This is a genomic window from Pelagibius sp. (genome assembly GCF_028289705.1).
Classification (GTDB): domain Bacteria; phylum Pseudomonadota; class Alphaproteobacteria; order Kiloniellales; family Kiloniellaceae; genus Pelagibius.
In genome coordinates, this window is record NZ_JANQOI010000020.1 from 1 (window position 1) to 14,506 (window position 14,506).

General features: G+C 66.8%; 12 protein-coding genes. 8 read left to right on the forward strand and 4 right to left on the reverse strand.

Annotation, left to right across the window (positions count from 1 at the left end):
* Positions 1-1,085 (forward strand): sulfatase/phosphatase domain-containing protein (locus Q0996_RS02455; RefSeq protein WP_299615629.1); only part of this gene is annotated, 1,085 nt, incomplete at its 5' end.
* A gap of 118 nt (positions 1,086-1,203) precedes the next feature.
* Positions 1,204-2,277 carry a saccharopine dehydrogenase C-terminal domain-containing protein gene (locus Q0996_RS02460; RefSeq protein WP_299615631.1) on the forward strand — a complete coding sequence of 358 codons (1,074 nt, stop codon included), beginning with the start codon at positions 1,204-1,206 and terminating at the stop codon, positions 2,275-2,277.
* Positions 2,278-2,455: 178 nt separating this feature from the next.
* On the opposite strand, the gene Q0996_RS02465 is transcribed toward Q0996_RS02460, so the two are convergent.
* Together Q0996_RS02465 and Q0996_RS02470 are read right to left on the reverse strand one after the other, a co-directional pair.
* On the reverse strand, positions 2,456-3,130 hold the full coding sequence (locus tag Q0996_RS02465) for a GntR family transcriptional regulator (protein WP_299615633.1): 675 nt from the start codon (positions 3,128-3,130) through the stop codon (positions 2,456-2,458).
* Positions 3,127-6,105: an FAD-linked oxidase C-terminal domain-containing protein gene (locus Q0996_RS02470; protein WP_322096626.1), complete on the reverse strand. Its 2,979-nt coding sequence runs from the start codon at positions 6,103-6,105 to the stop codon at positions 3,127-3,129. Before Q0996_RS02470 ends, Q0996_RS02465 begins: the two co-directional genes overlap by 4 nt.
* A 145-nt stretch (positions 6,106-6,250) precedes the next feature.
* Between Q0996_RS02470 and Q0996_RS02475 the strand changes: the two genes are divergently transcribed.
* From Q0996_RS02475 to Q0996_RS02500, 6 genes are all read left to right on the forward strand, one after another.
* Entirely contained in the window at positions 6,251-7,456 is a 1,206-nt protein-coding gene (locus Q0996_RS02475; protein ID WP_299615637.1) for an alanine--glyoxylate aminotransferase family protein, read from the forward strand.
* Positions 7,457-7,493: 37 nt separating this feature from the next.
* Positions 7,494-8,477, forward strand: a complete 984-nt coding sequence (locus tag Q0996_RS02480) for a TRAP transporter substrate-binding protein (protein WP_299615639.1) — start codon at positions 7,494-7,496, stop codon at positions 8,475-8,477.
* A gap of 137 nt (positions 8,478-8,614) precedes the next feature.
* Complete coding sequence (locus Q0996_RS02485) at positions 8,615-9,157, forward strand: TRAP transporter small permease (RefSeq protein ID WP_299615641.1); 543 nt, start codon at positions 8,615-8,617, stop codon at positions 9,155-9,157.
* Positions 9,158-9,160: 3 nt separating this feature from the next.
* On the forward strand, positions 9,161-10,441 hold the full coding sequence (locus Q0996_RS02490) for a TRAP transporter large permease (protein ID WP_299615643.1): 1,281 nt from the start codon (positions 9,161-9,163) through the stop codon (positions 10,439-10,441).
* Positions 10,442-10,450: 9 nt separating this feature from the next.
* Complete coding sequence (locus Q0996_RS02495; RefSeq protein ID WP_299615645.1) at positions 10,451-11,227, forward strand: enoyl-CoA hydratase; 777 nt, start codon at positions 10,451-10,453, stop codon at positions 11,225-11,227.
* A gap of 2 nt (positions 11,228-11,229) precedes the next feature.
* Entirely contained in the window at positions 11,230-12,444 is a 1,215-nt protein-coding gene (locus Q0996_RS02500) for a CaiB/BaiF CoA-transferase family protein (RefSeq protein ID WP_299615647.1), read from the forward strand.
* Here the strand turns inward: Q0996_RS02500 and Q0996_RS02505 are convergent.
* Both Q0996_RS02505 and Q0996_RS02510 read right to left on the reverse strand, forming a co-directional pair.
* Positions 12,441-13,349 (reverse strand): phytanoyl-CoA dioxygenase family protein, encoded by a 909-nt coding sequence (locus tag Q0996_RS02505; RefSeq protein ID WP_299615649.1) that lies wholly within the window; start codon positions 13,347-13,349, stop codon positions 12,441-12,443. The two genes, Q0996_RS02500 and Q0996_RS02505, sit on opposite strands and share 4 nt — an antisense overlap.
* Before the next feature lie 215 nt (positions 13,350-13,564).
* A complete protein-coding gene (locus Q0996_RS02510) occupies positions 13,565-14,320 on the reverse strand; it encodes a glutathione S-transferase family protein (protein ID WP_299615651.1) in 756 nt (251 codons plus the stop codon).
* Positions 14,321-14,506 lie beyond the last annotated feature (186 nt).

A 14,506-nucleotide genomic window follows, 5' to 3' on the forward strand; every position in this document is an offset into this window, starting at 1 on the left:
TCTATCTGGGCGATGCCGGTTTCCTCGGCCGCCAGTTCGACCACGGCATGAGCAACAACAACTACGCCTGGCGCCCCTGGCACCTGCCGGAGGAGACCCCTGCCACCAACTGGGCGACCCGCATGACCGCCCGGGCCATCAAGCGGCGCGATCCGAAACGGCCGAGCCTCTGGTACTGCGGCTACCGTCATCCGCACCCGCCGCTGGTGCCCCTGCAGAGCTACGTCGACCTCTACCGCGACATCGAGATCGACCTGCCCTATGTGGGGGCCTGGGCGGAGGAGCGCGGCGCCCTGCCGTACAATGCCCAGGCGACCCAGGCCCGCGGCGACGCTCTCAACCGGCAGCAGACCATCGCCGCCCGCCGCGCCTTCTATGCCCTCTGCACCCACATCGATCACCAGATCGCTTCGCTGATCGGCACCCTGCGCGACGAAGGGGTGCTGGACGAAACGGTGGTGATCTTCACCGCGGACCACGGCGACATGCTGGGCAACCACGGCATGTGGGCCAAGCAGGTGCTTTACGAGAACGCCAGCCGCATTCCCATGATCATGATGGGCCTGCCGGGGGACGAGCGGGTCGGGGTGCGCCGGGAGGACGACCGCCTGGTCTGTCTGCGCGATGTCATGCCGACGCTGCTCGACCTCTGCGGCGTTCCGATCCCCGACAGCGTGGAGGGGCTTTCCATGGTTGGTGAATGGCGTCGGCAGACGCTCTACGGCGAGTTCGGCGAGGGGCCTCACGCCTCACGCATGCTGCGCGACGACCGCTACAAGCTGATCTGGTATCCCTGCGGCAACCGCCTGCAGCTCTTCGATCTTCAGGAGGACCCGCGGGAGCTGCACGACCGCGCCGCCGACCCCACTCTTGACAACGTGCGCACCGAACTCACCCAGCGGCTGCGTGCCGAACTCTACGGTTCCGACGAGGGCTGGATCCGGGATGACGAGCTGGTCGGCGAGCCGGAACGGACCTTCGTGCCCGGCCCCAACCGCTCGCTCTCCGCCACCCGCGGCCGGCAATGGCCGGTCTCTCCGGTCAACGACAAGGGCTTCATGCAGTTCTACCCCGAGAGCAAGTGACCGGGAGGCTCTGGGCCGCTTTCTAGACTGCGGCATTCTCTTTCCGTCTCTCTCCGGCTAGGGTCCGGGACGACTCGTTTGCGGAGTCGTTCCGTCATGCCGAGAGAGGACTCTGTTCATGTCCATCGAGAAGATCGCCGTGCTGGGGCTCGGCAAGGTCGGGTCGCTCACCGGACGCATGTTGACCAACGCCGGTTTTCAGGTGACCGGGATCGAGACCCGCCAGGTGGTCCGGACGCCGCCTTTCGAGATGAAGATCGCCGATCTGGGCAAGACCGAGGACCTGCCGGCGCTGCTGGAGCCCTATGACGCCGTCATTTCCTGTCTGCCCTACGCCCTCAACAAGGGAATCGCCACGGCGGCGCATCAGGTGGGCCAGCACTACTTCGACCTGACGGAGGACGTGCCGACGACCCAGCATATCCGCGAATTGGCGGAATCGGCTCAGGGCGTGATGGCACCGCAGTGCGGCCTGGCGCCGGGCTTCGTCGGCATCGTGGCGGCCCATTTGGCCGGCCAGTTCGCCGAAGTGCGCGGTGTGAAGATGCGCGTCGGCGCCTTGCCGCAGCATCCCACGGGCCATCTCGGCTATGCCTTCAACTGGTCGCCGGAAGGGGTGGTGAACGAATACCTCAACGACTGCGAGGTGATCGAGGAGGGGCAGCGCAAGTGGGTCTCCCCCATGGAGTGGATCGAGACCCTCTACGTCGGCGGCGTGAAGCTGGAAGCCTTCACCACCTCGGGCGGCCTGGGCACCATGTGCGAGACCTTCGAGGGCCGCATCGAGAACCTGGACTACAAGTCCATGCGCTATCCCGGTCATGTCGACCTGATGAACTTCTTCTTCCACGAGCTTCTGATGCGCGAACGGCGGGAGCTGGCGGGCCAGATCCTCACCAACGCCAAGCCGCCGGTGGACGACGACGTGGTCTATGTCCACGTCTCCGCCGAGGGCTGGTCGGCCGGGCGCCTGAACCGCAAGGAGTTCGTGCGCGCCTACTATCCCATCGAGATTTCCGGCACGCCCTGGACCGCGATCTCCTGGACCACCTCGGCCTCGGCCTGCGCGGTGATCGAGATGGTGAGCGAGGGCAAGCTGCCCCTGCGCGGCTTCATCAAGCAGGAGGAGATCCCCTTCGAAGCCTTCCTGCAAACCCCCACCGGCAAGCTCTACGCGGATGCGGCGGGTTAGAGAGACAATGCCTTTTGGCCTCCCGGATCGTCATTGCCGGACTTGTTCCGGCAATCCATCGAGGTTCGAATCTCGGTTCTTCCATGGACCCTCGGGACAAGCCCGAGGGTGACGACCGGGGAAGCGAAGCGGAGCCTCGAAGGGTGTTTGGAACGCGGGTCTTCTCTGACCGCTTGACCTACCGCTCGTCGGCGAAGAGGTGGGCCTGGAGGTCTTGCAGTTTGTGGGTGACGTGGGCCCGCATGATGCGGCCCAGGCGCACGCCGTCGCGCCGCTTCAGCGCCTGCACCATGTCCTGGTGTTCCTCGACGGCCTGGGCCCAGCGGGCCGGCGCCATGGCCAGTTCGTAGCGGGCGCGACGCATGCGCTCCGACAGCACCCGCGTGGTTTCAGTCAGGGTCGGATTGCGCGCCATGGCCATGATCAGTTCGTGGATGCGCGCGTTCAGTTTGTAATAACCGGCGAGGTCCTGCGCCTCGAAGCGTTCGGCCATGCGGTCGGTGAGATCGGCGAGTTCGGCGATCTCTTCCTCCGTCGCGTTCCTGCAGGCCAGCTCGCCGGCCACGGCATCCAGGGCCCCCATGATGGGCAGCGCCTCCTCGAAATCCTTGAGGGTCAGCTTGACGACGGAGGCGCCACGGTGCGGCGTCAGGCGCACGAAACCCTCGGCGGCGAGGATCTTCACCGCCTCGCGCAGCGGCGTGCGGGAGACCCCGAAGCGCTCGCAGAGCATCTTCTCCGGCACCTTCTGGCCCGGCTCCAGGGTGCCCTCGATGATCATATCGCGCAGCCGGTCCACCAGTTCGTGGTGCAGCGGCCGGCGGCTGATGGTTTCCGTCAGGTCCAGGCTCATCCGGTGTTCCCTTGTCCGTTTGCCGTCGCCCGGCTCGCCGCCTCCAGCACCACCGCGACATGCATTGCCGCGCGGCCGGCCCCGTCGGCGATCTGGTGGCGGCAGGAGGTGCCGTCCGCCACCACGAGCGTATCTCTGCCGGCGGCGCGCACCGCCGGCAGCAGGCTGAGTTCGCCCATGGCCCGCGAGATTTCCTGGGTCTCCGCCTGATAGCCGAAGGCCCCGGCCATACCGCAGCAGGAGGACTCGATCAAGCCGACCTCCAGGTTCGGAATCCTTGCGAGCAGGCGTTGCACCGGCGAGACCAGGTCGAAGGCCTTCTGATGGCAATGGCCGTGCAGCAGCGCCGTCTTCTGAGGCAGCGCCGCCAGGGGCAGGTCGAAAGACCCTTCGTCCATCTTCGCGGCGATGAACTCCTCGAACAGCAACACCCTTTGGCCGAGCTCTGCGGACCAGTCCTCGCCGAGGAGGGCCGGGGCCTCATCGCGGAAGGTGAGCAGGCAGGAGGGCTCCAGCCCCACCACGAAGCCGCCGCGTTCCAGCACCGGCCCGATGGCCGCGATGGTCCGCCGCATCTCCGCCTTGGCGTCTTCGACGAGACCGGCGGCGAGGTAGGTGCGGCCGCAACAGAGCGCCCGCCCGCCGCTCTGCGGCAGCGCGTGGCCGAGCTTCACGCCGGCGCGCCGCAGAACGGCCTCCGCAGCCTGGAGATTTTCCGGTTCGAAGTAGCGGTTGAAGGTGTCGGCGAAGAGCAGCACCTCCGCCGCTTCATCGCCTGCCTCCGTCGGGCGATAGGGCCGGCGATGCCACTTCGGCAGACTGCGCTCGGCGCTGAGGCCCAGGAGCTTCTCTGAGAGCGTCGCCGCCCCCGGCAGGCGGTCGCGCAGGTTCATCAGCCAGGGAAGGCGTGCAGCCCAGGGCGCATAGCGCGGCAGGTGTGCGACCAGCTTGTCGCGCAGCGAGACCCCATGCTTCTCGGCCCGCGCCGCCAGCACCTCGATCTTCATCTTGGCCATGTCGACACCGGTCGGGCATTCCCGCCGGCAGCCCTTGCAGGAGACGCAGAGCTTCATGGTCTCCATCATGGCCTCGGAGGTGAAGGCCTCCGGGCCGAGTTGGCCGGAGATCGCCAAACGTAGAGTATTGGCGCGGCCGCGCACCAGGTCGCGCTCGTTGCGGGTGACGCGGTAGGAGGGGCACATGACGCCCTCGCCGATCTTGCGGCAGGCGCCGTTGTTGTTGCACATCTCCACCGCGCCCTGGAAACCGTGCCCGGCGCCGGGATAGCCGGCCCAATCGAACACGCTCCGCCGCTCCGGAACTTTGTAGTCGGGCTGGTAGCGGAAGAGGCTGCGGTCGTCCATCTTGGGTGGGCGCACGATTCGCCCGGGGTTCAGCACGCCTTCGGGGTCCAGGCGGTACTTGACCCACTCGAAGGTCTCGACCATGCGGTCGCCGAACATCGGCCGGTGAAATTCCGAGCGCACGATGCCGTCGCCATGCTCGCCGGAGTGGGAGCCGCGGTAGTCCCGCACCATCTCGAAGGCTTCCTCGGCGATGGCCCGCATCGCCTTCACGTCGCTGTCGAGGCGCAGGTTCAGCACCGGGCGGACATGCAGGGTGCCGACCGAGGCATGGGCGTACCAGGTGCCCATGGTGTCGTGCTTGCGGAAGATCTCGGTGAGCCGTTGGGTGTAATCGGCGAGGTCTTCCAGGCGCACCGCGCAGTCCTCGACGAAGGAGACCGGCTTTCCCTCGTCCTTCATGGACATCATGATGTTGAGGCCCTGGCTGCGCACGCCGAAGATCTGTTTCTGGAAGGCCGGGTCGACGGCTTCGACAACGCCGCCGGGCTTCTTGCCCGGATCGTCCCAGCGGAAGCCGAGTTCCGCCATCATCTCGCCCAGGGCCCTCAGGCGGCGCAGGTTCTCCGCCTGATCCTCCTCGGCGAACTCCACCAGCAGCAGCGCCTCCGGATCGCCGCGCACGCAGGCATCGACGATGGGGCGGAAGAGGGGGATCTCCCGGCCCAGTTCGATCATGGTGCGGTCCATCAGTTCCACCGCCGTCGGGTCCAGGGTGACCAGATGCTGGGCCGCGTCCATAGCCTCGTAGAAGCTGGGGAAGTGGCAGACCCCGAGCACCTTGTTCCGCGGCAGCGGCGAGAGCTGTAGCCTGATCTTCTCGCTGATGGCCAGGGTCCCCTCGGAGCCGACCAGCAGATGGGCGAGGTTGTTGCTGGGGCCGTTGGGCACCAGGGCGTCGATGTTGTAGCCGCCGACCCGGCGCATCAGGTCCGGGAAGCGGGCCTTGATCTCTCCGGCCTCGCGGGCCCCGAGGTCCAGCAACTCGCGGAACAGGTCGTGACGGGGGCTCGGGCTGTTGAGGCCGCGCAGGTCGCGCGGCAGCGGCTCGAAGGCCATCTTGGTCCCGTCGGCCATCAGGGCGTCGATGGCCAGCACGTTGTCTCGCATGGTGCCGTAACGGATGGAGCGCGAGCCGCAGGAGTTGTTGGCCGCCATGCCGCCCAGGGTGGCGCGCGAAGCGGTGGAGACGTCCACCGGGTACCAGAGGCCGTGGCGCTTCAGCGCGGCGTTCAGGTGGTCGAGCACCAGTCCCGGTTCGACCTCCGCCGTGCCGGCCTCGGCATCGACGGAGAGGATGCGGTTCAGGTGCTTCGAGAAGTCGATCACCACCGCGGCGTTGACGGTCTGCCCGCATTGGGAGGTGCCGCCGCCGCGCGGCAGTACCGGGACGCCCATGTCACGGGACAGCGACAGGGTCGCCTCGACATCGGCGAAGGTCTTCGGGACCACCACCGCCCGTGGCATGACCTGATAGATGGAGGCGTCGGTGGCATAGCGCCCGCGGGAGAAGGCGTCGCCATAGACCTCGCCTTCGACGGCGCCGCTCAGGCGCTGCACCAACTCCGCGCGCAATCCTTCAGAGCGCCGCTCACTAAGCCCCGAGGCCATTGACATCCGCCTCAATCATGTATTTTGTATTCAATATTCATAATTCATACCCGCAGAAGCGGAATTCATGCAAGCCTGCCTGTGAAGGGCGGTGTCCCGTCAAAGAAACAGAGCGCGAAGTCTTGGTGGCAAGGAGGTAAGCCCTATGTCTGGACGTCCGGCGTCGTCGCCCGGCCGCCATTTCCTGCAGATTCCGGGGCCCACCAACGTGCCCGACCGGGTGTTGCGCGCCATGGACTTTCCCACCATGGATCACCGGGGACCGGCCTTCGCCGCAGTCGGCGAAAAGGCGCTGCAGGGCATGAAGTCGATCTTCAGGACCGAGGGGTCGGTGGTGATCTACCCGGCCTCCGGCACCGGCGCCTGGGAGGCCGCGCTGGCCAACACGCTCTCCCCCGGCGACCGGGTATTGATGTACGAGACGGGCCACTTCGCCACCCTGTGGAAGCGCCTCGCCGAACGCCTTGGCCTGCAGCCGGAGTTCATCGCCGGCGACTGGCGCCACGGTGCTGATCCCGCGGCCATCGAGGAGCGCCTGCGTGCCGATTCGGCTCAGGCGATCAAGGCGGTCTGCGTGGTCCACAACGAGACCTCCACCGGCTCAGTGACCCAGGTCCCCGAAATCCGCCGGGCCATCGACGCCGCCGGCCATCCGGCGCTGCTGATGGTGGACACCATTTCCTCGCTGGCCTCCCTCGACTATCGCCACGACGACTGGGGCGTCGATGTCACCGTGGCCGGCTCCCAGAAGGGCCTGATGCTGCCGCCGGGCCTCTCCTTCAACGCTATCAGCGACAGGGCGCTGGCGGCCTCGAAGACCGCAAGCCTGCCGCGCGCCTATTGGTCCTGGGACGAGATGGCGGAGCCCAACGCCAAGGGCTACTTCCCCTACACGCCTGCCACCAACCTGCTCTACGGTCTGGTCGAGGCCATCGACATGCTGCATGAGGAAGGCCTGGAGAACGTCTTCGCGCGGCACCAGCGCCACGGCGAGGCCGCGCGCCGGGCGGTGCGCGCCTGGGGCCTGGAGGTGCTCTGTCTGGAGCCGCGGCACTACTCCGGCTCGCTGACCGCCGTGCTGATGCCCGAAGGCCACAGCGCCGATGGCTTTCGCAAGACCACCCTGGAGCACTTCAACATGTCGCTCGGCAACGGCCTGTCGAAGGTCGCCGACAAGGTCTTCCGCATCGGCCATCTGGGCGACTTCAACGACCTGATGCTGGCGGGCACCCTCTCCGGCGTGGAGATGGGGTTGGAGCTTGCCGGCGTACCGCACCGGCGCGGCGGCGTCCTGGCCGCGTTGGACTATCTGGCCGGACGCGACCAGGCTTCGGCCTCCGCGGCCGAGTAACTTATCAAAAACAACGAACCCAACAGGGAGGAAAACCATGAAGATAGCCAAGATCCTGACGGGGGCCGCACTGGTCTCCCTGCTCGCGAGCCCCGCTCTCGCGGAAAAGATGGTCCTGAAGTTCGGCCACGTGGGCAAGCCGGGCTCGCTCTTCGAGACCTCGGTCAATGCCTTCGCCGCCTGCGCCAACGGTGCTCTGGGCGATGCCGCCGAGGTGCAGACCTTCGGCTCCTCGCAGCTCGGCAAGGACAAGGAGCTGCTGCAGAAGCTGAAGCTCGGCCAGGTTCACTTCTCCCTGCCGTCGTCGGTGATGTCATCGGTGGCCGACGAGTTCGGCGTTTTCGAGATGCCCTACATCATCCAGGACCGCGCGCACATGCGCCGGGTCCAGGCAGAGCTGATGGACAGCACCTTCCAGAAGGCCGCCATGGCCAAGGGCTACCGCATCATCGGCCTGTTCGAGAACGGCTTCCGCAACATCACCAACAACACCCGGCCGATCAACACGCCGGAGGATCTGGCCGGCATCAAGCTGCGCACGCCCAAGGGCGCCTGGCGGGTGAAGATGTTCAAGCTCTACGGCGCGAACCCCACCCCCATGGCCTTCTCCGAGGTCTTCACGGCGCTGCAGACCAAGGTGATCGACGGGCAGGAGAATCCCTACGCGCAGATCTGGTCGGCCAAGTTCCAGGAAGTGCAGAAGTACCTCTCCATCACCGGCCACGTCTACACGCCGGCCTATGTGCTGGTCTCCGACAAGCACTTCGCCAAGCTGCCGCAGAACGTGCAGGACGCTTTGGTCCAGTGCGGCAGCGAGACCCAGGACTTCGTCTATGAAGAGGCGGCGCGCCTGGAGAAGGACCTGCTGCAGAAGCTGCAGGACGGCGGCATCCAGGTGAACACCGCCGACAAGGCGGCCTTTGTCGCCGCCTCCAAGCCGATCTACGACGAGTTCGCCGCCAGCGTCGACGGCGGCCAGGACCTGATCGACACGGTTCTGCGGCTCGCCGAAGGATCGTAGTCTGAAGGCAAGTGGGTGCCGGGCTGGAAAGGAAAACCAGCCCGGCCCCTTGTTCCAGTCGCCGCGACACCGGGCGCAAGCGGAGTGATCCTTGATTAGTCGACGTTTCAGCGCCCGGCAGGGGCGGGGCTGACCCCATGCTTGCCGCAACGAGCCGCAGGCTGGAATGGCTGCTGGAGTGGGTGACCATCGTGCTGATGGTCATGCTGACGGTGGTCGTGGTCACCGCGGTGCTCTATCGCCTGGCCGGCAACTCCTTCAGTTGGTACGACGAGGTCGCCGCCATCCAGCTTTCCTGGATCACCTACTACGGCGCGGCCCTGGCCGCCCTGAAGCGGCGCCACATCGGCTTCGATTCGGTGCTGCTTTCCCTCTCGCTGCCGCTGCGTAAGCTCGGCGTCATCGTCGCCGAGGTCATCGTCATCGGCTTTTTCCTGCTCATGGCCTGGGCCGGCATGCTGGTGCTGGAGGTTCTGGAAGGCGACAGCCTGGTCTCCCTCACCTGGGTCCCGGTGCAGTTCACCCAGTCGGTCATTCCCATCGGCGCGGCGCTCTTCATTCTCTGCGAGCTGCTGTCGCTGCCGGACTACTGGCGCATGACCACCGCCGGAAAATCGCTGGAGCACGCCGAGATCGAGGAAGAGGTGGAGCAGGAGATGAAGAATGCGGAGCGCCGCTAGTTTATGTTGATGCTCGCCATCTTCATCGCGCTGGTGGCGATGATCTGCCTCAACGTGCCCATCGCCGTGGCGCTTGCGGTCTCCGCCGTGCTCGGGCTTTTGGTCAGCGAGGGGCCGGACAGCCTGGTGACCGTGGCGCTGGACATGTACGACGGCTCCACCAAGTTCTCCCTCATCGCGATCCCCATGTTCGTGCTGGCCGGGGCGATCATGAACGCCGGCGGCATCACCGACCGGCTGATCAACTTCGTCTCCGCCCTCATCGGCTTCGTGCGCGGCGGCCTCGCCATGGTGAACATCGGCGTTTCGCTGTTCTTTGCCGAGATCTCCGGCTCGGCGGTGGCCGACGTGGCGGCGCTCGGCTCGATCCTCATCCCGCAGATGAAAAAGCGCGGCTACAGCGCGCCCTTCTCGGCGGCGGTCACCTCTTCCTCCGCCTCTCTGGCGATCATCATCCCGCCCTCGATCCCCATGATCCTCTATGCCACCTCGGCCAACACCTCGGTGGAACAGCTCTTCGTGGCGGGGGTGGTTCCCGGGCTGATGGGCGCCTTCGGGCTGATGTTCGTCGCCTACCTCTTCGCACGGCGCTACAACCTGCCGGTGGAGGAGGCTTTCAACCTGCGGCGCCTGCGCCACACCTTCCTGGAGGCGCTGCCGGCCTTCTCCCTGCCGGTGATCATCCTGGGCGGCATCTTCGGCGGTTTCGTGACGGCGACGGAGGCGGCGGGGCTGGCGGTGATCGCCGCCCTGTTGGTCGGCTTCTGGTACCGCCAGATCGACCTGCGTCACCTCAAGCGCGCCATGCTGGACGGCGGCATGCAGACCGCCGTGGTGATGCTGCTGGTCGCCGCCTCGGTGCTGATGGGTGGCTTCCTCACCCGCGCGCAGATGCCCCAACAGCTCGCGGCCTGGATCCTGGAGCTCACCGACAACCGCTACATCATCCTGCTGATCCTCAACGTCTTCTTTCTGATCATCGGGTTCTTTCTGCATTCCGCTGCGGCGATCATCCTGGTGGTGCCCATCGTCATCCCGCTGATCGGGGCGGCGGGGATCGATCCGGTGCACTTCGGCCTGGTGGTGACCCTCAACCTCGCCATCGGCCAGCAGACGCCGCCGGTGGCCAGCGTCCTCATAACCTCCTGCGCGGTGGCGCGCGCGAATATCTGGGCCGTCTCCAAGGTGAACGTGTTTTTCGTGGCGGTGTTGCTGACGGTGCTCCTCATCTGCACCTATGTGCCGGCCATCCCCATGTTCCTGGTCGAATACTTCTATCGTTAGGAAATCCGCATGACGACGAACGAGGACCTGTTGTTCGAAAAGGACGGGCCGGTCGGACTGATCACCTTCAACCGGCCGGAGGCGCGCAATGCGCTCACCTTCGCCATGTACCAGCGCCTGGCGGAGATCTGCCGCGAGCCGGAGGGCCTGGGCGTCAAGGTCCTGGTCCTCACCGGCGCCGGCGAACGGGCCTTTGCCGCCGGCACCGACATCGCCCAGTTCCGCTCCTTCACCACCGACCAGCATGCCCTCGACTACGAGGCGCAGATGGACGAGGTGCTGGGCGCCGTGGAGACCTGTCCGCTGCCCACCATCGCCGCCATCGCCGGGGCCTGCACCGGCGGCGGGGCGGCCATCGCCGCGGCCTGCGACCTGCGCATCGCCACGGCGGACCTCAAGTTCGGCTTTCCCATCGCGCGCACCCTGGGCAACTGCCTTTCGGTGGCCAATCTCGCCCGCCTCACGGCTCTGCTGGGCGCCGGGCGCACCCGGGAGATCATTTTCACCAGCCGGCTTGTGTTCGCCGAGGAAGCGGCGGCCGTCGGTCTGGTGTCGGAGGTGCTGGACGATCACCAGGCCCTGATGAGGCGCGCCAGAGCGCTGGCCGAGCTGCTGGCGGAGCAGGCGCCGCTCACCCTGCGCGCCACCAAGGAGGGTCTGCGTCGCCTCGCCCAGAGTGAGGTCGAGGACGCGGACCTCATCCTCTCCTGCTACACCAGCGCCGACTTCCGCGAGGGGCTGGAGGCGTTCCTCGCCAAGCGCAAGCCGAACTGGCAGGGGCGCTAGGGATGGGCGGCCCGCTCGCCGGCTGCCGGGTCATCGAACTGGCGCACATCATGGCCGGTCCCTGCGCCGGGATGATGCTGGCCGACATGGGCGCCGACGTCATCAAGGTGGAGAAGCCGGCGGGCGACGACACCCGCCGCGCAGTCCCGCCCTCCGTCGGCGGCGAGAGCGCGGCCTTCCTGATGATGAACCGCAACAAGCGCGGCCTGGTGCTGAACCTGAAGCACCCCGGCGGCAGGGACGCGCTCACCCGCCTTTTGCGGGACGCCGACGTGCTCATCGAGAACTATCGCAAGGGCACCATGGAGAAGCTCGGTCTCGGCTACGACACGCTCCGCGAGATCAATCCCGGGCTGATCTACTGCGCCCTCTCGGGCTTCGGCCGCACCGGACCCTATGCGGAGCGCGGCGGCTTCGACCTCATCGCCCAGGGCATGTCCGGCCTCATGTCGGTGACGGGGGAGGGGCCGGGGCGCCCGCCGGTGAAGGTCGGCCCGCCGGTCAGCGACATCACCGCCGGCATCCTGGCGGCCATGGGCATCGCCGCGGCCTATGCCCACAAGCTTAAGACCGGCGAAGGGCAGATGATCGACACCTCGCTGTTCGAGGCCGGCATCACCCAGACCTTCTGGCAGTCGGCCATTGCGCTGGCGACCGGGGAGACGCCGCAGCCCCTGGGCTCCGCCCACCCCTTGAACGCGCCCTATCAGGCCTTTCAGACCGCCGACGGCTGGATCAACATCGGCGCCGCGAACCAGGCAAACTGGGAGCGCCTGACCCGGCTGATCGAGGCGCCGGAGCTGATGGAGGACGTCCGCTTTCAGGACAATCCCGGCCGCATGATCAACCGCGAGGCCCTGGAAGAGATTCTCAACGCCATCTTCCGCCAGCGAACCACGGCCGATTGGCTGGCGGCGCTGGAAGCCGGCGGCTTTCCCGCCGGTCCGGTGCTCAGCGTCAACGAGATGCAGCGAGATCCCCAGACCCTGGCACGCGGGATGATCGTCGAGACCGAACACGCCACGGCGGGACCGACCAAGGCGCTGGGGCCGCCGGTGAAGTTCTCGGCGACGCCGGCCGCCGTCACCCGCCCGGCGCCCCTGCTCGGCGAACACAGCCGCGAGATCCTGGCCGAGGCCGGCTATTCGGCGTCGGAGATTGCGCGCATGCTCGAAGAGGGCGCGACCGCCGTGGCCCGCGTTCCCGAGCCCCTTTAGGTCTCCGCCGCCACACCGAAGGTGCGGGCCTTGAGGGCCTTCTGGATCTCGTAGATCGATCCCGTGGTATCCGGCTCCGGCTGCGGGATGCGCACCGGTGCGGCCCTGACGCGCGGCTCCAGGGTGGCCTCCCCGCAGAGCATCCGGGAATTGAACTCCTCCAAACCGCCGTAGAAGGAGGAGGTGCCGACGATGGGAAAGGCATCGGCCGCCGCGATCTCGTAGAGCAGGAGGCGCCGGTCGCGCTCCGAGCGGTTGACGGCGGAGCCGTGCATGGTGCGTACGTGATGCAGGGAAATGGAGCCCGCCGGCCCGGTGAGCATCACCGTGTCCTCCGGGTCGAGGTTGGCGGCCGCCAAGTCCACCGCCCCGGCGAAGACGCCCCCGGCATGGTGGTCGAAGACCGGCCCCAGGTGGGTGCCCGGCATGACCATCAAGGGTCCGTTCTCGGGCGCCATGTCGTCCAGCATCACGCCGACCGCCAGCACGTCGTCGTTGGTGTGGGGATAGAAGGCCCAGTCCTGGTGCCACTCCACCGCCGCGCCGTATCCGGCGGCTTTCATGTTCAGTTTGGAGCCGTGGAGGCGCAGGTCGGCGCCCAGCAGGTCGCGCACCGGCGCCAGGATCGCCTCGGAGCGGGCCAGTGCCTCGAAGACGCCGGAGTTCTGGAAGGGCGACTTGATGCGCCGCACTCTTGGCCGGTCCGGGCGATGGCTGTCCTCCAGATCGATGCGGTCGTCGGAGGCGGTGAGGGACCGGGCCTCTTCGATGAAGCGCCCGATCTCGGCGCGCAGCCCCTCCAGCGCCGCCTCCGGAATGCGACGCTCCAGCACCAGATAGCCCCGCTCCCGATACTGCCGGACCTGATCTTCGCTCAGCACTTCCAAGGGTCTGTCCTGGCTCACGGCGGCCTCCCGCGGCAGCGGCCCGCTGCCCGTTGATGTCGATCTGCCTGAAACTCTAGAGCGGATCATGTTTAGACGGAAACACTTTGGTGTTTACGCCTAAACATGTGAATCCGCTCTACACTCAAGAATTAGAGCAGATTCACCAGGTTCGATGGATCGCCCTGGCGATTCCATCGAACCTGGATCTGCTCTAGCGCGGATTGGGCCAGGCGTCACGCCGCTGCCGGCAGCGTTCTGAAGTCGCGGTAGATCGCCGTGGCCCAACGCACGGAGGGCCGCTGGCCGTAGGCCGCGTTCAGCCGCTGCGTGACGCTGGTATCCGGGATGACGGGATAAACCGGATGCTGCGCCGGGTGCGCCACGGGGGAAAGCAGGCTGGCCAGCGCGATGTCCGCGCGGGTGAAACGGTCGCCGACGAGGAAGCGGCGACCGTCGGCGAGCAGCGCGTCGAAATGGTCAAGGCCACGCTCGAACTCAGTCTTGGCCTCAGGGAAGTCGTTGGCGCTGGCCTTCAGCCCTTTCATGATTGCCTGCCGGGTTACCGGCCACATCACGCGGGCCAGAGGCCGCTGCCACCAGACAATGCCGGTGAAGAGTTGCCGGGCGCTTCTCCCCCCTTCCTTCGGAAGGCTCATGGCATAGGCGAGGCGCCGCACCGTCACGCCGATGCCTTCGTCGGCCTTCGCTTCCAGCGCCGCGATGGCCTCGGCTTCGCTTGCGGAGGCAGGGGACTGCCATCCGGGGTGGCAGGAGGTCTCGAGCCAGTCGATGATCTTGCCGCTGCCCTGGATGGTGGTGCCGGCGGTCCGCAGGATCGGCACCGTCGTCTCCGGGGCCATGCCGCGGACGGCGAGCAAATGCGGCCCGGGAGCCCAACGGATTTCCTCATAGTCGAGGCCGCAGAGATCGAGCGCCCAACGCGCCTTTTCGCAGAAGTGGGAGGGGCTGAAGGTGTAAAGCGTCGCCATGGGTCCAATCGGGTTTCTTATCGGTTGTTGATACGAAACCTGTGAACGATGGATCACAGCAAATGGATGTCACTGCTTGAGACCGGCAGGCGGCGGCGGATCGGCAAAGGACCGCAATCCTGTTTGGACCGTCCTGCCTTGCCGGGCAGAGAGGCCCGGCGGTGCGAAGTTGTGCCAAAAATCACG